Here is a 22687-nt window from a genome sequence, read left to right as displayed (position 1 = left end):
ACCCCCGCTGTGTGCATTGTCACTAATTTGGAGTGTCCTGTCGAATGTCTCCTGTTGGGCCGCTGCCTCTATGCCGGAGCCCCACCGATCGGTGGGCGGTGAGAGCGAAATTTCACTTTTTCACACCGACGGCGCGGCGCATAGCGCTGGTTATGCCCTGTCGCGCCTGCCAGAAGCCGGCCCAAGGATCGGCCTTCAATGAGCGCTGCCGTGCGACGGCTTTTTTCATCGTCCATTCGTCGCCGCGCACGACGTTCTTAAGTTCGTCCCACGAGACTGGCATCGACACCGCCATGCCGCCGCGCGCGCGAACGGAGAAGGGCGCAACAGTGCTGGCGCCACGGCCGTTACGCAGGTAGTCGATGAAAATCTTGCCGACGCGGTTGCGCGGTCCAGAGATGGCTGAAAACTTCTGCGGTACCACACGCGCCATATGTTGGGCGACCGCGTGGGAAAAGTCTTTCACCTCGTCCCACCCCTGCCGGCGCGTCAGCGGCACAACAATGTGAAACCCCTTGCCGCCACTCGTCTTGGCAAATGAGCGCAGCCCAAGTTCGTCGAGCACGGTTTTCAGAAGGCCGGCCGCCTCGAGCATCGCGGACCACGGGAGCGCGGGGTCCGGATCGAGATCGAATATCACGCGGTCGGGGTGGTCGAGATCGGGCGCGACGGCGTTCCACGAATGCAGTTCAACGACGCTCATCTGCGCCAAACCGACGAGCGCGTCGATGTTGTTGGCGACGAGCAGCGGCGGGTGGTTGGGATTCAGATCGACGGGGAGTTCCTCGACGCCTGGAATGCGCATGCGCTCTGCGTGCTTCTGAAAGAACAGCTCGCCATTGAGCGTTTCCGGTGCGCGCACAAGTGTGAGCGGCCGGTTATGCAGATACGGCAGGGCCCATTCGGCAATGGCATCGTAGTAGCGGACGAGGTCGAGCTTCGTGTGTCCGGTGATGGGGTCAATGACGCGCTGCGGATTGCTGATCTTGATGTCGCCGACCAGCACGGTGCCATGCGGGCCGGGACGCTCGCGCGTCGAGCCGAAGTGTCCCTCGTCCGGCGCGTCGACAACCTGTTCTTCTGTCACGGTGCCGGCCGGTTTGTCTTCCCGGATCGCGTGAAAGAGCGCGTGCCGGATTTCCCCGCCCGGTGTCCATTCAAGAAACGACACTTCGGCAACCACCTCCGGCGTCAACCAGTGGAATTCGCGGTCGCGCTCCGGCTGCGGCGCGTTGAAGAACGGTGACTGCGCGGCCTTGAGCCCGGCGATCCGCTTTGCGAAAGCCGCGCTCTGCCGCGGTGTAAAGTTCGGTCCGACATGGCCTGCATACCGCAGAGAACCATCCTCTTCGTGCACGCCCAGGAGCAGCGACCGGACGCCGGATTTCGCGCCGTTGACGCGTGATATACCACCGACGACGAATTCCTGTCGGAGTGTGCATTTGAGCTTGATCCAGTCGGTCGAGCGACCGGACCGGTAAGACGCGTCGCCCCGTTTGCCGATGATGCCTTCCAACTTCATGCGGCACGCAGATGACACCAGCGAGGCTGGATCCTCGGCGAAATCCTCCGCGTAGCGGAGCAGCGGGGTGTTGACTTCGTCCATCAGCTCGCGCAGCAGCTTTCGGCGCGCGCGCAGCGGCTGCTCTCGTATGTCGGTGCCGTTGATCCAGAGCAGATCGAAAACGAAGAGCACAATCTCGGCCGCGCTCCGTCGGTCGAACGCATTCTGCAGCGCATTGAAGTCGGGCGCGCCAGCGTCGTTGAGGACGACGGCCTCTGCATCGATCCACGCGTTGTCCACGGGCAACGCACGCAGCGCGTCGCGCAAGCGCGGCATGCGCTCAGTCCAGTCGTGACCGTTTCGGGTGAAGAGACGAACGTCGCCGCCCTCGATCCGCTCCAGCATCCGATACCCGTCGAACTTGATCTCGTACGACCAGTCGCCGTCCATCGGGATGTGCTCGGCTAAGGTCGCCAGCTGCGGCTCGACGAGCGCCGGCATGCCGTCGGCCGGTGAATCTCTCGCCGGGTGCTTCCGGCTCGCTCGTGACGAACTCCATCGTGACATCAGTGATTTCCGATTTGAGCTTGGCGAAGTACGAGGCCTAAAACGTCGGTGAGTGCGGTTCGCGAGTGTTCCACGCCCAAGCGAGGGCAAGCTTCGCCCACGCGTCGTCCTTCGGGCAGCCTGTTACGGCGCAAAAGTGTTCGAAGTCATCGGAAAGAGTGTGTCCATGCTCGTTCCGCTGCATCGGATGGGGAAGAACGACTTCAAGAATCGCTGCGGGATTGCGGTATTCAAACATGGGTCACCTCCATGCCTCCTTGCGAGCATGAATCGGGCCTTCGTCGTCAGAGCCTATGCAGCGCACCCAGTGCACGCAGCCCTGTTGCGGCTGGTCTTGAACCTGCGTCCTTCCGCCGTGGCAGCAGAGGATGTGCGAGCCGCCGGCCAGTGTTCTTTGGCGAAATGCTCGCAAGCGACGCAGTGCTTCGGGGCGACTGGGGGATCGAAGTCGGGCATGGCGCAGATATGTATGGATGTACAGTATATCCCGTGGCAAAATTAATAATCGGTAATCGTCGGAGACGCAGATGCCCATCCTTGTCGGCACCGCTTCGTGGACGGACAAGACGCTGATCGAGTGTGGCGCGTTCTATCCGCCGCGCTGCGGTAGCGCTGAGGCCCGGTTGCGTCATTACGCCAGCGTGTTTCCGCTGGTCGAAGTCGATTCCTCCTACTATGCAATGCCCAGCGCGACAAACAGCGCCCTATGGGTCGAAAGAACGCCGCCGGGCTTCGTGTTCGATGTGAAGGCGTTCCGTCTCTTCACCGGGCACCAGACGGAGCCCCGATTTTTCCCGAAAGATCTGCAGGCCGCATTGCCAAACACGGGCAAAAAGAACCTCTACTACAAGGACATTCCGGCGCCCGTGCTCGAGGAGCTATGGGCGCGCTTTTTCGAGGCGCTGCAGCCGCTGCACGCCGCCGGCAAACTCGGCTCGGTCTTGTTTCAATTCCCTCATTGGGTAACTGCGGCGCCGAAGGCAAGAGTGCACGTCGAGCACTGTGCCGAACGCATGCATCCCTTCCTGACTGCGTTCGAGTTCCGTCATGAGAGCTGGCTGAGCGAAGAAAATCGCGAGTCGACGCTAGCGATGGAGCGGGAGCGCGGGATCGTGCACGTCATCGTCGATGCGCCAGAGGGAGTGTCAAAGCGTGCGCATACCGTCTGGGAAACGACATCGCCGCAGCTTGCGATTGTGCGGCTGCATGGCCGCAACGCGGAGACGTGGAGCGGGGCGGAGTCAGCAGCTCACCGCTTTAACTACGAGTACAGCGATGACGAGCTGCGTGAACTGGCGCTGCCGATCGAAGCAATCTCAACGAAGGTCCGCCACACGCATGTGCTGTTCAACAACTGCTATCGGGACGTCGCGCAGCGCAATGCCGCAACGATGTTGAGTGTCTTAGGCGTCGCCTGATAGCTGCAATCGCAGTGATTGCAGTGTCCCGTATGCGGAGAGATCTGACCTTTCTGCAAGGTGCCACAAGTGCGTTCTACGGCTGCCGGTGGTAAAGTCAGACGAAATAACGCGGAGAGAGGGCTACGTGTCACGCAGCATTATTTGCGTCGGCGACACTACGTCGCACGGCGGCAAGGTCATAGAAGGAAATCCAGCCGCAACGCTTGAGGGCAGGCCCATTTCGGGCGTTGGCCATATGGTTGCATGTCCGCAATGCAAAGGTACGTTTCCAATCCTGCCTGATCTGCTCGGTCGGCGTTACCCGCACATCATTGACGGCCGAGATACGGCTGTTGAAGGTATGCGCACTGCATGCGGCGCAACGCTCATCGCATCGCGCTCAAAGTCCACTATCAGCGACGAAGGTGACGGCCAGGCAAGTACCGGTGCAGCAGTCGCCGCGGCGGCTACTGCACTGCCGATGTCGCCAACTCCAACGCTTTGCCTTGAATGCTTGGTCGCGGCAGCAAAAAGCGGCGCAACGACGGTTATGCGGGAGTAGCCGTGCCATCCAATATCGAAGCTTACTTTGCGCGACGCAAAGCGCAGGTGTCGTTACCTGTTCGCCTATATGCGCTTGTTGATGCGCTTCTGTACGGACGTGGCGAGATAGTCGAACGGCCAGCCGCGGCTGTTGGACTATTCGACGGAACACCCGACGCATCCCTAGCCGACGCCGGGCCGTGGTTGATCGATTTTGAGGAAGCGCCGGACAGCGTAAAACAGTCGTTATTCGCGTTGGGGGCAGGCGCAGAGGGCGTTTCGTGGCTTGTCAGTGCATTTCCTTTTCCTGTACTTGCCGACGAGCTCGCAGGGCGTCTAAACGCCCGTATGCCGGACGGACGCACCGCGTTGCTGCGCTTTTACGATGCGCGCCTGATGACCGAAATCGCGGACCTGTTCTCGTTCACGCAGCGTACCGAATTCTTCGTGCCGACGTTCGATTGGCTCGTGGAAATCAATGGCGAACTGATGAGGGTGCATCGGCATGCTTGAACTCACGACGGAACAGGTTGCGGCGCTTACTGAAATCGACGCAAAGCGGTTTGTCGAAGGCGTGCGCGCGGATTTATGCAGAGACGATCCGAAACTCGCGGGCGACGTGAGGCTTTCATCGCGGCTATGGCAGGCGTTCAAAGCGGCGCGGGCACTCGGCATTGAGCTCGATGAGAATCTGGTTGGGTTCCTTCGAATCGAGGCTTACGCGCCCGGCTTCTATGAGCAGCCTGCGATAGGCGCTTGGCTGACACGTTCGGGCCGCCCGGCAGACGAACGATTTCACGACTATTTGCGCGTCGTGCGTTGGAAGATCGAACATCCTGAATTTCAGGGAGGATTGAACAATGGCGGGTCTGGCAGTTCCGGTGATAGAGGCGGCAGCTCAAGCCCTTGGGCCGATCTTGGCGCGCGCTGGCGCCGCTTTGTTGGGCGGGGCAGTGGTAGGGGCAACGGGTAGTCTGTCCGGCGATACAAAGAAGGAGGACAGCAAGGCCGCTGATCGGTCCTTGCCGCGCACCGATCGGAAGTGCGACAAATGTCCGCCGGAGGGAGGCGCAAAAGTCCGCCGCAACCACGGCGTCAACTGGAACTCCTACCAGTACCAAGCGCGCATCACCGGCTTCCCTTTTGATACGGAAGAGTGCCGGTGGTCCGAAGAGTGGCAATGGCTCGGCATTGATTTCGACGGATTTCAGGCCGGCGCGTGCATGCTCCAAGAGGCCAAGGGCAACTACGATCAATTTCTTGATGGATCGATCCCGAAGGCCGACAAGTGGTTCGAGGGATTCAGGACCATGGAAGATCAGATCGTTGAGCAGGGCACGACCGTGCGCATGAACCCGCCGGCCCGTTTGACATGGTACTTTCAAACTCCGCTCACCTACAAAAAGATGGCTCCGGTGCTCACGCGCATGGGCGTTGCGGCCGTCTATCAACCGTGATTCAAACATGGAAATTAACGCAACGTTCCGGGACGCGTCGCTGTCGTCTCAAGACTTCCGCGAAATGCTGGCTCGCGAATCGCGGCTCGTGACTGCACTGTCCGCAAAACAGCCACTGATGGCACATGCGAACTGGCGGCTCACGGCTGATTCGCTGGAAGAGGCGAATCTCTATCCCGCCTTTGACGAGAATCGCGAACCGTCGACGCCCGCATTGGCTGTACTCACCACTCGAGCAGGTGGCAAAAAGCGCGGTGTATCGCATGCTGCAATCTGGAATGCGACCGAGGGGAACGACAGCGCGGTGATCTCCTGCCAAATATCCGACGCAAAGGTGCTGCCCGATCGAGTGACGCTCGATATCGATGCGTCGCTTTGCCCGCAGTCGGCTGACGACATGGCCGGCATCGTTCAGTCAATCGTCGCTAACTTCGCTCCGCTCGTCGTGGAAGTTGCGCCAAAAGAGTATTTCGACCGGCGCGTATTCGACGACAAGCCTGGCGTTGGCTGGATGCTCTATCTGCCGAAGGTCATCACAGTGCAGCAGGTGCCGGAAGCTGGCGCGTTGATCCCGCTGCCTGAGGCCGGCCGTAAGCAGACTGGCACGCTCATCGTCAGCGTCGCCGATGCGGTGTTCTCGGTCGACAACGCGGAACATGTCGAGATCGCGAACCGCGTCGAAATTCGCTTGGTCGATCAGGATTTGTTGCCGGCATACGCAGATATCTGAGCGCCGGCCATGGTCACGCTCGCTAGGCACCGTGTCTCCGGATTTTCCGGAGCATGGGACGCGCGGACTGGGTAGTGCTGGATTAGGGGTAAGGCAAGCTCGACGTAACATGCCCGAGGGCGGGCGCTGCTGCAGTCCTCGAGCACTTTCAACGTTCGCTTCGATCATGATCGGCCGCGTGGCTGGCACGGGCACCGTGCGCACCTCTCCGGCGTCTTGTCGCCGTCGTCCTCGCTGTGGCCGGCATGAATGAATCAGTGGGTGGCGGACGATCATGCGCCCTAGAAGGGGCCAGGAAGGCGTCGCCGGTCACGCTAGTTCTTGCGGCAACAGGCATTAGCGGACTAGAACATCAGACTGTAAATCTGTCAGTCATGACTTACAGCTGCCAAGCCAAAATCCGTTCACCTCGCTCAATCGACCGCGCCACAGGATGCCCTGAGTCGACATCGATCCGGACTGCGCGAGGATTCGTGCGTCTTTAAGATCGGGTCTCCGGTCTTCCGACACAATAAAGCCTGCTGATCGAGTCAGCCCACCTTAAGTGGATGCTCCCGCAGGTACGTGCGCAGCGCGTCATTGATCCGTCTCTGCCAGCCGGCGCCGGTGGCGCGGAATGCTTCAACAATATCGGCGTCCGTGAGAACCTCGGCTGACTGGCGAGCGCGTCGCAGGCGAACTCTAGCTATTTGGCGAGTCTTCATCTTGTCCTGTACCCTCAAGGTTCTGCGGCTCGATCATGAAGTCTACGTGTACGGCGTCGTACGGGAACACGACGGCGCCGTCCCCAGCACGGTCGAGCACACCGACGTTCAGCAGCGCGTGGACGTCCTCATGCACCTTTTCTTGCTCTTGATCGAGGCGCCGGGCGAGTTCGCGGATTGACATCGGGCCGGCGCCTGTCATCTGCCGAATGATCTGCACGCGCATCGGCGTCAGCGTCTTGAACAGCAGTTCCGGCGTCTCGAACGTAATGCGTTCGGTCTGCGTCGCGATGCCGTTATTGGCGGCGGAAACGACCCGCGCAATCATCGCGTCGCGGAGTTCTACGCTGATAGTTAAAGTGGCCATTGTGAAGCCTTAACGGCCGGGTTCTTCTGCGTTGTGCGGGACGATTTCCGATTCAATCCGCTGTCCGTGGGCACGCCGCGCAATCTTCAAATCATGCGCCTGCTGCATGTTCAGCCACGACTCGGCGGATCCGCCGAAGTAGCGCGACAGTCGTAGCGCCAGCTCTGCAGTAACCGGGCGCCGCTCGTTCACGACGTCGTCTAAGTTGGAAATCGAAACCTTCAGGGCGCGCGCGAGCGTGCTCGCACTCATTCCCAGCGGAACCAGGAATTCTTCCCGCAGGATTTCGCCTGGGTGCACCTCGCGCATGCCGTTGACCGGTCGTGCCGCCTCAGTTGATTTCATATCGTTCACGGAGCGCAGCAGCGCCGCCTCGAATCGCTCCCGATCCTTGTCCATTACGGTCTCCGCAGTTTTGACTATCTATTGTAGCCGCCTCTGACTGTCGTTACGCCAAGATTGAATCGCAGCTCCGGTGGTCGGCGCTGCGATTCTTGGATTGGGAGCAAAAAATCATGAATACAGCGGCATGGGCCGAAAAGGTGGCGTTGCAGAAAGAAATTGCAGACGTCGAAGCCAAACTTGAGCATGCATTGACACAGGGCGGTGGAGCTCATCGGAGCGTGTTCGAACGGCGCCTTAAGATCTTGCGAGGCCAACTCGCGCAGGCTACGCAACGGGCCGCACGCGAATTCTACGCGCTGCCGCGTGACCCGGCGACGGTGTGACGGGATACGACAACCACCGCATCACCGCATCTCGATCGAGCCAACGCGGCGCAACTGGGTGTGCCGAATGGCACTCGCTGCCATACGGCGGCGGCCTTGGTAGTGTCTGCCTGCCGCCGATATGAGATCCGATAGGCCCTCCGAGGGCCTTTTTCTTTGGCACCGACTCCCGAGCAAGATGCATTTCCCTATCTAATAACAGACTTTTTGCTATCTGATTTGGCCGTTTTGTTTGGTCGTGACAAGAAGATCTGTCCATCGGCAGCTTGTGTTGAGCGCCGAAGCAGATTCCAAACAAACGGAGCATGGATATGGGTAACGCAGCACACGAGGCGGTAATCACCGCTATCAACAGTCAGATCGGCGAAACCAACGCCTTGATCAACGCGGCTCTTGTCGCCGGTACCGACACCATCAAGTTGCGCAAGCGGCTGGCAACCCTGCACAGCGACCTCAAGGCGGCGCAGGACGCGGAAGCCGCCGGCGTCGCGGACGTGCGGGCCCAAGATGAGGCGCTTGTGGTGGCGAGTGCGAGTGAGATCGCGGCGTCCGCAATCGCGTCGATCAACGCAGATCTCGAGGCTCTCGCGGTTCCATGTCGCGTACGCCACGGTGACGAACGCTTCGTTGCACTTGCGCAGCAGATCGCGCGCTCACTTCGCGCAATGCAGAAAACCGCTGACAAGCTTGACTCGGCGCGCGAATCGGTAGAGCGGATCGAAGCCCGCGTCAACGACTGCGTTGCGCGCCGGTCGGCGATCACTGCAGCTCGACTCGAGGGCAAATCCAACGATCGGGAGGCCAACGAGTTTGTTGCGCTGGCTGCCGATATCGACGCGCTGAACGGCTTGCTGTTCGAAGCTCGCGCGAAGTTCGAGAAGATTGATGACAAGGCCGAAAGCGCTGCTCTGAACGCGCTGCATGCCGAAATGAGGCGGCTGTCGTCCAAAGTGACCATTGACGCCGTCAGGGAGCACGTGGCGCGAATCGAGTTCGATCTCATGCAGGGCATCCGGAAGCTGTACCAGACCTCACGGAAGCACGCCCCGGAGCGCACCTCGACGCCTCGTTCGCACTATGTGATGAACGCAGACTTGGAGTTTTTCTGCCGCACTGGCGTGCTGCGTTGACGTGGAGCCGGTCATGACGTTTGCGAAAGGCCACGAATTCAGCCAGGAGACGAAGTTTCGCCCCGGGCAGACCGGCAACGTGCGCGGCCGCACCAGACAGGTGAAAAACGTCGTTGCCGAGGCGTGTCGGCCCTTGCGTCGCCATGCGGGTGTGTTGGTCGAGCACGCATTGGCGAAGGCCTTGGCTGGCGATACAGCGGCCCTGGTGGCGCTGCTCAACCTCCTGTCAACGGTCGAGCAAGTCGAAGCTGCAAAGCGTCTGCCTGCGGCAGCCTAGGACTAGTCCTTTACTCCGTCCGCGCCGCCCATGACTCGGCGCGGGTTTCCCGGCTGGCGATTGCTGGCCGGGCTTTTTCAAATCTTAGAGGTTCCGGTGAAGAAAAAACCGTTCGACCAGTTAATCGATGATCTCCTGCCGTGGTGGCGAGCTCACAACGCGCCGTCGGCAGCCGTCCGCAGGCCACTTCGAAAGAGCCTGTTCGGTCACGCTAGGCGGCTGGCTGCTTCGCGCAACGATGGGCCGCAACTGCTGTTGGCGAAGGCGCAGCAAGCGCCTCAGCCGGCGTCGCTGAGAGCGGCGCGACACCTCATGGACGCGCAGCGACAGGCGGCGTCGAACTACAACCCCAGTGGGGCCGTCGACGAACGGGCGCTCCGGCGCGTTGCTGAGGCTGCAAAGAATGGCGCTCTCACTCCTGACGATGTCGCTGCAGTGCAACGGGCGCACGCCGAGGGGCTGGCGATGCCCGGTCATGTACTCAGGAAGCTGGCGGAGGCGCGATGAAACGGGGACGCACGCAGGTGCCACAGCTCTCGCCGTTGACGCTCCGGCGCCTCGAGCGCGAGGCCCACGACATGGGGCTGACCGTCGAACAACTGATTGACCGCGCGCTGATCGCGCTCGCAGACGAGGTCGATGCGGGCCGGCACGAGAAAGCGAGGCTCGCGCGATGAGCAGCGTTCGGTTGCTGCTGATCAAATCGCGCCGCCCGCGTCCGCCAGTGCAGCCGCTCGTGCCGCCAGGGGCAGATACGCGCGCACCCGTAACGGGAAGGCTTTTTAGTGCTGTGGTGGGGGCGGTCCACAGAGGCCACCTGCCGATGGAATGTCTCAGCGCTGTCTCTGATGCTTGGTTCATGCGCAAGCCACTGCCGGATTACGTGGCGGCGGTACTCGAGGGCGGCCCGGCGTAATCCGAGCCGTAAGGCGCATCTAAGCTTCAGGGCGCTCATTTTTTCGGAATTTTCGATTTGAAGATGGATATCAAACTCTACGACCCCGACGTACGGGTCAAGTTGTTTAAAACAATCGGCCGGACGACGGTCGATGGTCAGACGCCCGTGTCGCAGCGTGTGCTCGACACGAACAAGACGATCGATCTGACGCCGTTCCTCGGCGAGTCCGGCCAACTGGCGTGCTCTAAGTCCGTGCGCGAGGCCGCCGGCGGATTCTCCATCACGCTCGCGGATTCGCCCTACGTGCAGCCGGGCGCGTTCGAGTCGCTGTATGGACTCGTCGAGCCGATGGACTTCGTCGAGATCCGCATGCGGCACAATCCGCCGAATTCGAGCTCTAGCAGCTCGGCGACGCCTCCCGTGTATATGCGCGGGTTCGTGACGGAGATCGAGCGCAACGAGACGATTACGCCGGAAGGCAAGCCGCAGCGAAGCGTGACGATCAGCGGGCAGGACTACGGCAAGCTGTGGAGCATGATGCAAATTCTTTTGCTTCCCGGATTGGTGATCGGTCAGGACTATCTGTCAGCGTTCAAGCTATTCGTTCGCTTCGGAGTGGGTTTTCAGACGACGCTGAATGCATCCGACTTCGTGACCCAAGTCCTCAACAAGATCGTCAACCCCTATCTCGCGTCGCTGATGCCGGCGAATTCGCCGAATCCGGCCGTTATCAAGACGGACATCTCAGTTTCGAACGGCGTCGTGGACGTTGGCGGGGCGCAAAGCCAGCAGGGCACGATCTACAACCTGTTGAGCTACTTCGGCGATGTCGGACTGTGGAACGAGCTTTACCTCGAGGATCGAGAGGACGGTGTGTATTGCGTCTATCGACCGAATCCATTCAAGGACATCGACGGCAATGTCATCCAGTCGGACGCGGTGGAACTCACGCCGATCACGGTGAGGGGTGAGGACGTCATTCTGCTCAACGTAAAACGGACGGACGCGAACGTCGCCAATTACTACTGGGTTCGGTCGCCTAAGTTCGAACTGGTCGACGATATCACGCGCCGCCTGTATGCCTTGCAGGCTGCAGATGAGCCGTCGGTCGACCTGTCGATGTACCCGAATGCGGCAGAGCGGTTCTATGGTGAGCGCGTCATGATGTTCGACACTCAGCAGGGCGGCAATGATGTGACCACTTTTAACAGCGGGCAACCTGCGGACGTACAGGAAACTCGCGGTGTGAGCATGGCCGACTGGATTACGAACCGACGCAAGATTCTCGCCGCGCAGAATAAGGACAACGTGCTGTTCGAGAGTGGTACGGCGCGGATCCGCGCGGATGAGCGGATCAAGCCTGGCAGCTTCGTGCGGATCGTGCGCGGTTCATTCTCGGCGGTCTACTACGTGCCGATGGTCGATCTGAATTTCGTCCCGTATCAGGGGCTGTTTCAGACGCTGCACCTCGAGCGTGGCACGGGGTTCATTGAGCGTGTCACCAGCGGCGCCGGCGCGCAAAGCCCGTATCTGGCGGAACTGGCGGGCGCTGTCGCGACGTGAGGTATCGCGGTATCAGGCGGGGCATTATTGTTTGTTTTCAGCCGCCTAGCGGATACCGCGCCTGGTATCCGCTAGTAGTTCGCGTATCCAAATAAACAGCAGTGGACTGCGACTTTCGGCTGAACGCCTTGCTACGATTTGACGTTCATTGAGCTGGGGAGGCGTTGTGCCCGAGTATTACGAAATCCCGGAGTTGCCGGGGCGGAAGTTTTTCCGGTGCGAGCCGTTGCGCGCCTCGATCACCATCGAGGAGTGCGGGCGGCGCTGGCATTCAGGAAACATGAGAGTTGGACCCCCTGCCAACGGCGACGATGCGCATGTCAGTGCCTCGCCAGATGCCAGTATGCGTTGCCTGACTTGCAAGGGTTGTGCGGTAGGCGCGCGGCATGCCGGCGTCCAAAGCGCCAACCTGTCCTACTTGAAAGGCGCAACTGTCTGCGGCCGCTGCCACCAGGGTTGCACGCGCCTGATTGGCAAGCATCTGTGCGTCAGCTGCTACAACCGGCAGCGCGAGTACTTGCTCGGCAAGAACGCGAAGGGGACAAAGCCAGTGAAGCTGGCGCCACTACATAGGCGCACTATCACCTACGTGGCTGCCGGGCGAGTGCTGACGAAGACACTTGAGCATTCCGTTGACATGGACGAGCTCATCGTCACGGTGCTACGCGACGAGCAGCACGCCGTGAAGTTCATGCCGACGTTGCCGGCAAATTTTCTGGCGCTGCGCGCGCTGGAGGGTGCATGACTGAAAACAGACAAGCTTGGAGAATGACGTCGCACTGCTGCCGTCGTTGTGCTGGGCGGGTGCTGGAGCGCGACAAGGCTGGCGGCGGCCGCTTCTATCGGTGTGCGCAGTGCGGATTTACCATTGCGGGCCAAGAGGCGGCGGCCGTGTGCTGCTGCGGCATTACCCTGCGCGATGGCCGCGATGCGGGCGTGCGGTGTGTCCTGAATGAAGAGCGCACACCGGCGAACCCGCATGAGATTGTCGCTCTGCAGGTGGACGTTTAGGTCAGCCGGCGATCGGTTCTGCGACCAGTCGCATTCCGAGATGTCAAATAGCCTCGGTGCCGGGCGGAAGCGGTAGGGAGTGCGACGGCAAGCCTGACATATCCAGATCCTCGGCGGCTTTCCATTCGCCGGTTCGCCTGTCGATATGTAACATGCGCGTGTTGCCGTGCTTGGCGATCAGCAGCAAATCGATCGATGAATCATCGTTGTTTCCGAGCTCGAAGCCTTGACGGAATACCACGATCCTGCTGAACGTGTCAGCGACGAGCTGCCGCGCCTTCATTCTCGCATCGTAATCAAGGGCCTCGACACCGCTCACCAACGCGGCCCACGCTTCCGCGGCTGCTGGCGTCGAACGGCTCGATGCCAGAGCCAATTCGTGTTCGAGCGACTCGATCTCCTTTTGACATTCCTTCAGTTGAGTCTCTAGCTCCCGCGCCTTCCGTGCAAACGCCTGCGGCGCCGCCTCAATGTCAGCCAGCATGGCGTCGGTGATCCGCGTTATCTGCGCGTCCAACTCCTTCGCACGCTGCCGAGACACGGACAGTCGACCGGCCAACGCGCCAGCGCCGCCGTCGCCCTCGAGAAGGCGCGTCATATTGATCTGGTCCGAGCAAAACCGCGTCACCGCTCGCTCTATCGGGACCACGCTACAACTGCCGCCCACCCTGCAGCCTTGGTTGTGGCTGTATCCCACACAGATAAGCCTGCGGTGTCCGTCCTGAGGATGCCCGTTTTCCTTCCGTTTCCGTCCCATCAGGTTTTGAGCGACCACAGCAGTTCCGCAATATCCGCAGTACGTGATGCCCAAGCCCGTGATAATGCCCGGGATCTCGCCTTTGCCCTTCCGTCGGCCGCGTTGGTCGGCGAAGTGCTGCAGCTCAGCGAACTCGTCGACGTTCAGTAGCGGCGGGTAATAGCCTTCGAGTCGATATTCTTCACCGTCAACTGCGAGCGTTTTCTCGCCGATCAATGCACGGTTGCGAATGATTTTGTAAAGTTGCGTCGAGTTGTTGTTCCCGTCGTTGCTCAGGGACAAGCCGCGCTCCGTCAGTGTGCGGACGGTTCGTACGGCGCCATGCCCCTGCTTGAACATTTCTATAGCCAGCCGTACTGCACCGGCGCGCTCGGGGTCGATTTCGAAGCGCCCGTCCGCGAGGCGTGTCCAATGCGGATCTTTTCCGTTCCGAATGACGCCGCGGCGGGTGCCCGCGATCCAGTTCTGACATTGGCGCCGGATAGCGGCCTTCACCCGCTTGCTTTTGGTGTCAGATTCCTCGTGCGCACGGATCATCACAAGCAAACTGTAAACAAGATCCATCGGCTGCGCCTTCAGACTTTCCCTGTTGTATTCGCGCCCGTCGCTGGCGGTCACCACAGTGATGCCGGCGTTCACAATCTGCGCGAGCTGCGCCTGTGCGAGGATCGGTTCGGCCCGGCTCAATCGGTCGAGCCCTTCGACAACCAATACTGAGCCGGCGGGAATGCGGCCGTCCTCGACGGCGCGGAGGAACGTGCCGAGTGCGCCCTGTTTAACGTGCTTCTGGTGGAAGGCCGATAGTCCCTCATCTCGTAGTGATAGAGTGGCGTCCAGTTCCATTCCCCGCTCGGCAGCCCAACGCGCGGCGTACTCGGCTTGGCGTTCAGCGCTGCTGCCCGCAGCTTGTTTTTGGTCCGAGAACCGCACATAGCTGTAAACTGTCGACCTTGCTGCCATTTCCCTAATTCCTTTCAAATGTCCAAGCTGCACAGCACCAACACGTCTGATTCGCCCCGTATAGGTATAGTATCCCTCGGCTGCCCGAAAGCGCTCGTCGATTCCGAGCAGATCATCACGCAGCTGCGTGCCGAAGGCTACGAGATTTCGGGCACGTATGACGGCGCGGATCTCGTCGTCGTCAACACCTGCGGCTTTATCGACGAGGCGGTGCAGGAAAGTCTCGACGCCATCGGCGAGGCGCTGAACGAAAACGGCAAGGTGATCGTGACCGGCTGCCTCGGCGCGAAGAAGAGCGCGAGCGGCTCCGGCCTCATTGAAGAAGTGCATCCGAAAGTGCTGGCCGTGACCGGCCCGCACGCGGTGGGCGAAGTGATGCAGCACGTGCATACGCATCTGCCCAAGCCGCACGATCCGTTTGTCGATCTCGTGCCGGCGGCGGGCGTGAAGCTCACGCCGCGTCACTACGCGTATCTGAAAATTTCCGAAGGCTGCAACCATCGCTGCACCTTCTGCATCATCCCGTCCATGCGCGGCGATCTCGTTTCGCGGCCGGTCGCGGAAGTGATGCTCGAAGCCGAAAATCTGTTCAAGTCCGGCGTCAAGGAATTGCTCGTCATTTCGCAGGACACGAGCGCCTACGGCGTGGACGTCAAATATCGCATAGGCTTCTGGAACGGCAAGCCGATCAAGACGCGCATGACCGATCTGGTCGGCGCACTCGGCGAACTCGCCGCGCAGTACGGCGCGTGGGTGCGTTTGCATTACGTGTATCCGTACCCGAGCGTCGACGAAGTCATTCCGATGATGGCGGCGGGCCCGTACAAGGGCCACGTGCTGCCGTATCTGGACGTGCCGTTCCAGCACGCGCATCCTGAAGTGCTGAAGCGCATGAAGCGCCCCGCCAACGCCGAGAAGGTCATGGAGCGTGTCAAGGCATGGCGCGACATGTGTCCGGACCTGACGATTCGCAGCACGTTTATCGCGGGCTTCCCGGGTGAGACCGAAGAGCAGTTTCAGACGCTGCTCGACTTTATTCGCGAGGCCGAACTGGATCGCGTCGGCTGCTTTGCCTATTCGCCGGTTGAAGGCGCGAGCGCGAACGAGCTCGACGGCGCATTGCCCGACGAAGTGCGCGAGGAACGTCGCGCGCGCTTCATGGAAGTCGCCGAGGAAGTGTCGGCCAAACGCATCGCGAAAAAGGTCGGCAAGACGCTCAAGGTGCTCGTCGACGAAATCAATGCGGACGGCGGCGTGGGCCGCACGGCGGCGGATGCGCCGGAGATCGACGGCGTCGTATATATCGCGCCGGCCGTGAAGGCGTCGAAGCGCTACAAGGTCGGCGACTTCGTGTCGGTGAAGATCACCGGCGCGGACGGTCACGACCTCTGGGGCGAGGTCTGAGCGATGACGGCGAGCAAGCCCGGCAGGCCGGCTGTCCTCGCGCTCGGCGAGGCGATGATCGAATTCAACCAGTCGGCGAAAGGCGAGCCCCAGTATCTGCAAGGCTTCGGCGGCGACACGTCGAACTTCTGCATCGCGGCGGCGCGGCAGGGCGCGCGCACGGGGTTCGTGTCCGCGGTCGGCGCCGATCATTTCGGGCGGCTGCTGATCGATCTGTGGGAGCGCGAGCAGGTGGATACGTCGCTCGTGCGCGTCGATCCGCATGCGTCGACCGGCGTCTATTTCGTGTCGCACGGTCCGCACGGCCATGCGTTCGACTATCTGCGCGCGGGTTCGGCGGCGAGCCGCTACGCACCGCACGACCTGCCGCTCGAGGCGATTGCCGCGGCCCAGGTCATCCACCTGTCCGGCATCAGTCTCGCGATCAGCCTGAGCGCCTGCGACGCGGCGCTCGAAGCCATCGCGCATGCCCGCGCCAACGGCGTGCGCGTGAGCTTCGACACCAATCTGCGCCTGAAGCTGTGGCCGCTTCACCGGGCGCGCGCGGTGATGCTCGAGGCCATCCGTCAAACGGACATCTGCCTGCCTAGCTGGGACGACGTCACGGAGCTGACCGGTTTGACCGGCCGCGACGAGATCGTCGACTTCCTGCTGTCGCACGGCCCGCGCGTCGTCGCACTGAAGCTCGGCAAGGAAGGCTCGTATATCGCGACACCCGACGAGCGCCGCGTCGTGCCGGGCCACGTCGTGAATGCCGTGGATGCCACCGGCGCGGGCGACTGCTTCGGCGGCGCCTTTATCGCGCGGCTCGTCGAGGGCGACGATCCGTTCGAAGCGGCGCGTTACGCGAACGTCGCCGCGGCGCTGTCGACGCAAGGCTATGGCGCGGTGGCGCCGATTCCCTCGCGCGCGGCGGTGGAAGCGATTCTGGCGGGCTGAGCGCAGTGCCGTGCAGTGCGGTCGCGCCCGAGCAAAACAACCTGAGAGACTGAAAGAGGAGCAAGCGATGCAACGGGACGTAGTGGTGGTAAGCGGTGTGCGTACGGCCATCGGCGGTTTCGGCGGCAGTCTGAAGGATATGGCGCCGACCGAGCTCGGTGCGCGCGTCGTGCGCGAGGCGCTGGCGCGCGCCGGCGTATCCGGCGACGAAGTCGGCCACGTGGTGTTCGGCAACGTCGTGCACACCGAGCCGAAAGACATGTATCTCGCGCGTGTGGCCGCGATCAACGGCGGCGTCGCGCAGCACACGCCCGCGCTGACCGTGAACCGCCTGTGCGGCTCGGGGCTGCAGGCCATCGTTTCGGCCGCACAGAGCGTGCTGCTTGGCGACGCGGACATCGCCATCGGCGGCGGCGCGGAAAACATGAGCCGCGCGCCTTACTCGATGCCCGCTGCGCGCTTCGGCCAGCGCATGGGCGACGCGCGTCTCGTCGACATGATGGTCGGCGCGCTGAACGATCCGTTCCAGTCCATCCACATGGGTGTGACGGCCGAGAATGTCGCGCGCCAATACGGGATTTCGCGCGAGGCGCAGGACGCGCTCGCGCTCGAATCGCATCGGCGCGCGGCCCACGCCATCACGAACGGCTACTTCAAGGAACAGATCCTGCCGATCACGATTGCGTCGAAGAAAGGCGACATCGTGTTCGACACGGACGAGCACGCGCGCATGAACGCGTCGGCGGAAGATTTCTCGAAGCTCAAACCCGTGTTCGCGAAGGAAAACGGCACGGTGACGGCCGGCAATGCATCGGGTATCAACGACGCGGCGGCCGCCGTCGTGCTGATGGAGCGCGGCGTGGCCGAGCAGCGCGGCATCAAGCCGCTCGCGCGCCTCGTGTCCTATGGGCATGCGGGCGTCGATCCGGCATACATGGGCATCGGTCCCGTGCCTGCGAGCCGCAAGGCGCTCGAACGCGCCGGACTGACGGTCGCGGATCTCGACGTGATCGAGGCCAATGAGGCGTTCGCCGCGCAAGCGTGCGCGGTCAGCAAGGAACTGGGCTTCGACCCGGCCAAGGTCAACCCGAACGGCTCGGGCATCTCGCTCGGCCATCCGATTGGCGCGACCGGCGCATTGATCACCGTGAAAGCACTGTATGAACTGCAGCGCGTGGGCGGCCGTTATGCGCTCGTCACGATGTGCATCGGCGGCGGGCAGGGCATCGCGGCGATCTTCGAACGGATCTGAACCACGCCGGGCGAGGCGAAGGCCGCCAAGCCGTACCAGCAATGAGGAAGAACGGATGCAGGAATTGAAATCGGTGGAAGGTGCGGCACGCCGCCGTGGATGGGCGGCGGTGAGCGTTGCAGCACTGCTGTCGGCGAGCGCGGCGGCTTTTTTTCCGGGCGCGGCTTGCGCGCAAAGCGACGCGGTGAAAGAACTCGCGGCGCCCCCGCCGATCCAGTTGCCGCTCAAGCCGAGCCCCGAATTTGCCAGGTTTGCGCGCTATAGCGGCACGCTCGGCTCGCGCCCGATCGTGCTGCGCCTCGGCCCTAAGACGGACGATCCGGCGGGCGTCCACGGCGAATACCAGTTCGCGGATACCGGCGAGGTGATTCTGATCGCCGGCGACCGCGACGGCGACACGCTCGAAGTCGAGGAGTCGAACGACGGCACGCACATCACGGGGAACTGGGTCGGCAAGTTCGCCGCCGACGGGTCGCTCGCCGGCGACCGTATGAATGTCGACGATTCCGATCCGCAGCCGTTCGACCTCAAACCGCTCGCGGCGGGCCAGGCGGCGCCGGCCGCGGCAGCGAAGCCCGCGAAGGCGGGTGCTGCGCCGGCCGCGCCCCTGCAGCCGGTCCAGCCCGCATCGGCTCCCGCGGTGCGCGGCGGGCATCCGGTCGGCGGCGTCAGCAATCTGCAAACCGGCGAGTGACCCCCGTCCGCGCGGCAGGCGTGCCGTGCATGCGTGCGTGCCTGCATGCGGCCGGGCGAGAATCCGCCGACTCGTCTACTCTTGCGTGAGCGGCGCGGCGTCGTCCGCTCATTGCATTGTCTTTCCTGATCGAATCCACCATGACCCAATCCAAACTCAAACGGGCTTTGCAAACGCGCATCGTGCACCCGGAGGACAAGCTCACGCCGGGCTTCGAGTCTTTTTCCATGCCGGTCACGCGCGCATCGACAGTCGTCTTTCCGGACCTCGCGACGATGCGCGCGCTCGACTGGAAAAACGACGCGCAGTGGCGCTACGGGCTGCATGCCACGCCGACCTCGCTCGCGCTGGCGCAGCGTCTTGCGGCCATCGAGGGCGGCAATCATGCGCTGTTGCAGCCTTCGGGCCTGTCGTCGATCTCCAATGTGTATTTCGGGCTCGTCAAAGCGGGCGACGACGTGCTGATCCCCGACAACGTCTATTCGCCGAATCGCGACCACGGCGATTGGCTCGCGCGCGACTTCGGCGTGACGGCGCGCTACTACGACCCGATGATCGGCGCGGGCATCGCCGATCTGATCCGGCCGAACACCCGGCTCATCTGGCTCGAGGCACCCGGCTCGGTGACGATGGAAGTCTCCGACGTGCCGGCGATCACGGCCGCGGCCCGCGCGCGCAACGTGGTGACCGCCATCGACAACACGTGGTCTGCCGGGCTCGCGTTCCGGCCGTTCGATCACGGCGTGGACATCTCGGTGCAGGCGCTGACGAAGTATCAGTCGGGCGGCGGCGACGTGCTGATGGGCGCGACGATCACCGTGGACCGCGAACTGCATCTGAGGCTGAAGGCGGCGCGCATGCGCATGGGCATCGGCGTATCGTCGGATGACTGTTCGCTGATTCTGCGCAGCCTGCCGACCATGCAGGTGCGCTTTCAGCAGCACGATCGCTCCGCGCTGGCGCTCGCGCAGTGGCTCAAAACGCGGCCGGAGATCGCGGCGGTGCTGCATCCCGCCATTGCCGACTGTCCGGGCCACGAGTTTTTCAAGCGCGACTTCACGGGCGCGGGCGGACTTTTTTCGGTGGTGTTCGACGCCCGCTACAGTGCCGCGAAAATCGACCGGTTCTGCGAGTCGCTCGAGCTCTTTGCGATTGGCTGGAGCTGGGGCGGCGCGCATAGCCTCGTCATGCCGTACGACATCGCGTCCATGCGCACCGAAGGCGAGTGGCCGCATCGCGGCACGCTGGTGCGGTTCTATGTCGGTCTCGAGGAAGAGGCGGATCTGCGCGCGGATATCGAGCGCGGTTTCGCGACGCTGGCCTGAAGCCGGTGTGAACCTGATTGGAGTGGAGTCGTTCGCGCTGCGGCGAAGCAGCGTCGCAGCGACAGCAGGCCCACTGGAATTCCGATTTCAGTGGGCCTGTCGTCCTGCTACTCTGTCTTCTGAAATGACCGCTGTTTGCAGCTGCGCCGCAAGGGCGCAGCTATCTCACTCCACCGTCGCATCCCGCCTCGCCGCTCACTCGAACAGGCGCAACAAGCCATCCAGACCCACGTAGTTGAACGCCACGCTAGCCGCCTCGCGCACCACCGGCTTCGCCCGGAACGCCACTGAAAGTCCGGCTTCCGCCATCATTTTCAAATCGTTCGAGCCGTCGCCCATGGCAATGGCACGGGAAGGCTCAATATTCAATTGCGTGCAAGCTTCGCGCAGCGTGCGCGCCTTTACATCCGCATTGACGATTTCGCCGAGCACCTTGCCGGTCAACTTGCCGTCGACGATTTCGAGCGTATTGGCACGCGTGAAGTCGAGGCCGAGCCGGGCCTTGAGTTTCTCGGTGAAGAAATTGAATCCGCCCGACACCAGCAGCGTTTTCAGGCCGGCCTGCCGCGCGCCCGCGAGCATCTGCTCGGCGCCCGGCGAGAGTTGCAGGCGCTCCTCGTAGACGCGTTCGAGCGCGCCGGCGTCAAGGCCCTTCAGAAGCGCGACGCGGCGCGTCAGACTTTCGTTGAAGTCCTTGATTTCGCCGCGCATCGACGCTTCGGTGATCGCGGCCACTTCCGCTTTGAGGCCGCAAAAATCCGCGATTTCGTCGATACATTCAATGGTGATCAACGTGGAATCCATGTCCATCGCCACGAGGCCGAAGTCACGCAACTGACGGCCGCCTTCAATGAACGCGTAGTCCAGCCGGTGCGTGCCGCAATAAACCTCGAGGTCCGGGCGCTGCGCGGCATCGGCGTCGGCAATGCGAATTGCGGTTTCGTCGACGACGGTGGCGTGCGAGCCGCGTGCGAGCGCGACGAGCGTTTTGTGGTGATCGGCGGAAAGAGGCGCGGGGCTTTGGATGACGAGGTTCATGAACGGCGCATTGACGCAGGAATTGACGCAAGGTGGACGCAGAAAAGCGCAAGCGCGCGGCGCGCGCGGAAAATCCCGCTATTGTAACGGCTCAGCGGCAGTGCAATCCGTGCGTGCCCGGTTCATACTGACGAATCGAACGACGCCCGCCGAGGCGCATAACAGGGAGACAACGCATGCCCACCGCGACCGCCGGCGACCCGGCCGCACTCGCGCGAGACTTCGATCTGCGCCGCCTGAGCCCCGACTTCTACGCTGACCCGTATCCGGTCTATCACGCGCTGCGCGCTCACGAGCCGGTCAAGCGCATGCCGGACGGCTCGCTCTTCCTTACGCGCTTTCGCGACGTGCAGGCCGTGTATCGCGACCCGAAAACCTTCAGCTCGGACAAGACCGTCGAATTCCGGCCGAAGTACGGCGATTCGCCGCTCTACACGCATCACACCACGAGCCTCGTCTTCAACGATCCTCCTCGCCATACGCGCGTGCGCAAGCTGATCGCCGGCGCGCTGACCGCGCGCGCGATCGCAGCCATGGAGCCGGGACTCGTGCGGCTCGTCGACGGCCTGCTCGACGCCGCGGCCGAACGCGGACGCATCGATCTGATCGGCGACTTCGCGTCGGCGATTCCGGTCGAGATCATCGGCAATCTGCTCGACGTGCCGCACGCCGAACGCGCACCGCTGCGCGACTGGTCGCTCGCCATTCTCGGCGCGCTCGAGCCGTCACTGACCGACGCGCAGTTCGAGCGCGGCAATCGCGCCGTCAGCGAATTCGTCGATTATCTGCGCGATCTCGTCGCGCGGCGCCGTCGCGCGCCGGGCGACCCGCAACACGATGTGTTGACGCGCCTCATTCAGGGCGAGGCGGGCGGCGAACAATTGTCGGAAGAAGAGCTGCTGCAAAATTGCATCTTCATTCTGAACGCAGGCCATGAAACCACCACGAATCTGATCGGCAACGGGCTCGTCACGCTGACCGAATGCCCGGAGCAGCGCGCGGCCTTGCTCGCGGAACCCGCACTGATCGAATCGGCGGTCGAAGAATGCCTGCGCTTCGAGAGCTCGAACCAGCTCGGCAACCGCATGGCGACCGTCGACGCGGAGATCGGCGGCCTGCCGGTGGCGCGCGGCACGCCGGTTACGTTGTGCATCGGGGCGGCCAACCGCGATCCCGAGCAGTTCCCCGATCCCGATCGCTTCGACATTCGCCGCGAGCCGAATCGCCATCTTGCCTTCGGCTTCGGCATCCATCAATGCGCGGGGCTTTCGCTCGCGAGGCTCGAGGCGCGCATTGCGATCGGCCGTTTCGTCCAGCGCTTTCCGTCATACCGGCTCGACGGCGAACCGACGCGCGGCGGACGCGTGCGTTTCCGCGGTTTCGCCGAAGTCCCGCTGCTGTGCCGATAAGGCGAAGCTGACCGTTGCGCCGGACTCCGT

The 22687-nt window shown here is 62.4% G+C and carries 27 protein-coding genes; 20 read left to right on the top strand and 7 right to left on the bottom strand.

From position 1 onward, the window contains the following. Positions 1-112: 112 nt before the first annotated feature. Both ligD and ACEN8U_RS23665 read right to left on the bottom strand, forming a co-directional pair. Positions 113-2071: a DNA ligase D gene (gene ligD / locus ACEN8U_RS23670; RefSeq protein WP_013588424.1), complete on the bottom strand. Its 1959-nt coding sequence runs from the start codon at positions 2069-2071 to the stop codon at positions 113-115. A 37-nt stretch (positions 2072-2108) separates the two neighbouring features. Next, positions 2109-2309 (bottom strand): hypothetical protein, encoded by a 201-nt coding sequence (locus ACEN8U_RS23665; RefSeq protein ID WP_013588423.1) that lies wholly within the window; start codon positions 2307-2309, stop codon positions 2109-2111. A 289-nt stretch (positions 2310-2598) separates the two neighbouring features. Here ACEN8U_RS23665 and ACEN8U_RS23660 point away from each other — a divergent pair, with 289 nt between their 5' ends. From ACEN8U_RS23660 to ACEN8U_RS23635, 6 genes are all read left to right on the top strand, one after another. Beyond that, the gene (locus ACEN8U_RS23660) at positions 2599-3489 is read left to right on the top strand and encodes a DUF72 domain-containing protein (RefSeq protein ID WP_013588422.1); all 891 of its coding nucleotides are present in this window, start codon (positions 2599-2601) and stop codon (positions 3487-3489) included. Positions 3490-3616: 127 nt separating this feature from the next. Further along, positions 3617-4033 (top strand): PAAR domain-containing protein, encoded by a 417-nt coding sequence (locus ACEN8U_RS23655; RefSeq protein WP_013588421.1) that lies wholly within the window; start codon positions 3617-3619, stop codon positions 4031-4033. A 2-nt stretch (positions 4034-4035) separates the two neighbouring features. Further along, complete coding sequence (locus ACEN8U_RS23650; protein WP_013588420.1) at positions 4036-4527, top strand: DUF4123 domain-containing protein; 492 nt, start codon at positions 4036-4038, stop codon at positions 4525-4527. Next, on the top strand, positions 4520-4987 hold the full coding sequence (locus tag ACEN8U_RS23645; protein ID WP_013588419.1) for a hypothetical protein: 468 nt from the start codon (positions 4520-4522) through the stop codon (positions 4985-4987). The genes ACEN8U_RS23650 and ACEN8U_RS23645 overlap by 8 nt, the downstream gene beginning before the upstream one ends. Continuing rightward, entirely contained in the window at positions 4875-5471 is a 597-nt protein-coding gene (locus tag ACEN8U_RS23640) for a restriction endonuclease fold toxin 5 domain-containing protein (protein WP_041725053.1), read from the top strand. Before ACEN8U_RS23645 ends, ACEN8U_RS23640 begins: the two co-directional genes overlap by 113 nt. 7 nt (positions 5472-5478) lie before the next feature. Then, positions 5479-6201, top strand: a complete 723-nt coding sequence (locus ACEN8U_RS23635) for an immunity 52 family protein (protein WP_013588417.1) — start codon at positions 5479-5481, stop codon at positions 6199-6201. A 530-nt stretch (positions 6202-6731) separates the two neighbouring features. Here the strand turns inward: ACEN8U_RS23635 and ACEN8U_RS23630 are convergent. From ACEN8U_RS23630 to ACEN8U_RS23620, 3 genes are read right to left on the bottom strand one after another with little or no spacing between them, the layout of a single operon-like run. Then, positions 6732-6905 (bottom strand): BrnA antitoxin family protein, encoded by a 174-nt coding sequence (locus tag ACEN8U_RS23630; protein WP_084738305.1) that lies wholly within the window; start codon positions 6903-6905, stop codon positions 6732-6734. Then, complete coding sequence (locus ACEN8U_RS23625) at positions 6883-7272, bottom strand: transcriptional regulator (RefSeq protein WP_013588416.1); 390 nt, start codon at positions 7270-7272, stop codon at positions 6883-6885. The genes ACEN8U_RS23630 and ACEN8U_RS23625 overlap by 23 nt, the downstream gene beginning before the upstream one ends. 9 nt (positions 7273-7281) lie before the next feature. Next, positions 7282-7671 (bottom strand): HigA family addiction module antitoxin, encoded by a 390-nt coding sequence (locus ACEN8U_RS23620; RefSeq protein WP_013588415.1) that lies wholly within the window; start codon positions 7669-7671, stop codon positions 7282-7284. A gap of 95 nt (positions 7672-7766) precedes the next feature. Here ACEN8U_RS23620 and ACEN8U_RS23615 point away from each other — a divergent pair, with 95 nt between their 5' ends. From ACEN8U_RS23615 to ACEN8U_RS23580, 8 genes are all read left to right on the top strand, one after another. Continuing rightward, complete coding sequence (locus ACEN8U_RS23615; RefSeq protein WP_041725051.1) at positions 7767-8000, top strand: hypothetical protein; 234 nt, start codon at positions 7767-7769, stop codon at positions 7998-8000. A 311-nt stretch (positions 8001-8311) separates the two neighbouring features. Next, on the top strand, positions 8312-9130 hold the full coding sequence (locus ACEN8U_RS23610) for a hypothetical protein (protein ID WP_013588413.1): 819 nt from the start codon (positions 8312-8314) through the stop codon (positions 9128-9130). Between the two features lie 13 nt (positions 9131-9143). After that, complete coding sequence (locus tag ACEN8U_RS23605) at positions 9144-9407, top strand: DUF5681 domain-containing protein (RefSeq protein ID WP_013588412.1); 264 nt, start codon at positions 9144-9146, stop codon at positions 9405-9407. A gap of 96 nt (positions 9408-9503) precedes the next feature. Continuing rightward, a complete protein-coding gene (locus ACEN8U_RS23600) occupies positions 9504-9914 on the top strand; it encodes a hypothetical protein (protein WP_157097349.1) in 411 nt (136 codons plus the stop codon). Next, positions 9911-10084 carry a hypothetical protein gene (locus ACEN8U_RS23595; RefSeq protein ID WP_013588411.1) on the top strand — a complete coding sequence of 58 codons (174 nt, stop codon included), beginning with the start codon at positions 9911-9913 and terminating at the stop codon, positions 10082-10084. The genes ACEN8U_RS23600 and ACEN8U_RS23595 overlap by 4 nt, the downstream gene beginning before the upstream one ends. A 302-nt stretch (positions 10085-10386) precedes the next feature. Further along, positions 10387-11868, top strand: a complete 1482-nt coding sequence (locus ACEN8U_RS23590) for a hypothetical protein (RefSeq protein WP_310110431.1) — start codon at positions 10387-10389, stop codon at positions 11866-11868. Positions 11869-12034: 166 nt separating this feature from the next. After that, positions 12035-12613, top strand: coding sequence for a hypothetical protein (locus ACEN8U_RS23585; RefSeq protein ID WP_013588407.1), 579 nt, complete (start codon positions 12035-12037; stop codon positions 12611-12613). Then, positions 12610-12879, top strand: a complete 270-nt coding sequence (locus ACEN8U_RS23580) for a hypothetical protein (RefSeq protein WP_013588406.1) — start codon at positions 12610-12612, stop codon at positions 12877-12879. The genes ACEN8U_RS23585 and ACEN8U_RS23580 overlap by 4 nt, the downstream gene beginning before the upstream one ends. 43 nt (positions 12880-12922) lie before the next feature. On the opposite strand, the gene ACEN8U_RS23575 is transcribed toward ACEN8U_RS23580, so the two are convergent. Then, a complete protein-coding gene (locus tag ACEN8U_RS23575; protein ID WP_013588405.1) occupies positions 12923-14596 on the bottom strand; it encodes a recombinase family protein in 1674 nt (557 codons plus the stop codon). Positions 14597-14614: 18 nt separating this feature from the next. Between ACEN8U_RS23575 and rimO the strand changes: the two genes are divergently transcribed. From rimO to ACEN8U_RS23550, 5 genes are all read left to right on the top strand, one after another. After that, on the top strand, positions 14615-16000 hold the full coding sequence (gene rimO / locus ACEN8U_RS23570) for a 30S ribosomal protein S12 methylthiotransferase RimO (RefSeq protein WP_310110427.1): 1386 nt from the start codon (positions 14615-14617) through the stop codon (positions 15998-16000). A 3-nt stretch (positions 16001-16003) separates the two neighbouring features. Then, positions 16004-16939 (top strand): sugar kinase, encoded by a 936-nt coding sequence (locus ACEN8U_RS23565; RefSeq protein WP_015002663.1) that lies wholly within the window; start codon positions 16004-16006, stop codon positions 16937-16939. Positions 16940-17006: 67 nt separating this feature from the next. Further along, entirely contained in the window at positions 17007-18191 is a 1185-nt protein-coding gene (bktB, locus tag ACEN8U_RS23560) for a beta-ketothiolase BktB (RefSeq protein ID WP_041745299.1), read from the top strand. A gap of 55 nt (positions 18192-18246) precedes the next feature. Then, on the top strand, positions 18247-18885 hold the full coding sequence (locus tag ACEN8U_RS23555; protein ID WP_015002661.1) for a hypothetical protein: 639 nt from the start codon (positions 18247-18249) through the stop codon (positions 18883-18885). 140 nt (positions 18886-19025) lie between these two features. Next, a complete protein-coding gene (locus tag ACEN8U_RS23550) occupies positions 19026-20210 on the top strand; it encodes a cystathionine beta-lyase (RefSeq protein WP_041745297.1) in 1185 nt (394 codons plus the stop codon). Positions 20211-20405: 195 nt separating this feature from the next. Here the strand turns inward: ACEN8U_RS23550 and serB are convergent, their stop codons facing one another. After that, on the bottom strand, positions 20406-21248 hold the full coding sequence (gene serB / locus ACEN8U_RS23545; RefSeq protein WP_015002659.1) for a phosphoserine phosphatase SerB: 843 nt from the start codon (positions 21246-21248) through the stop codon (positions 20406-20408). Between the two features lie 176 nt (positions 21249-21424). On the opposite strand from serB, the gene ACEN8U_RS23540 reads away from it, so the two are divergent. Next, the gene (locus ACEN8U_RS23540) at positions 21425-22657 is read left to right on the top strand and encodes a cytochrome P450 (protein ID WP_015002658.1); all 1233 of its coding nucleotides are present in this window, start codon (positions 21425-21427) and stop codon (positions 22655-22657) included. Positions 22658-22687 lie beyond the last annotated feature (30 nt).

Origin of the sequence: Paraburkholderia phenoliruptrix (assembly GCF_047325075.1) — a bacterium.
GTDB lineage: Bacteria > Pseudomonadota > Gammaproteobacteria > Burkholderiales > Burkholderiaceae > Paraburkholderia > Paraburkholderia phenoliruptrix.
The sequence above is the reverse complement of the archived record's forward strand: the minus strand, read 5'-3'. Positions and strand labels throughout refer to the sequence as shown.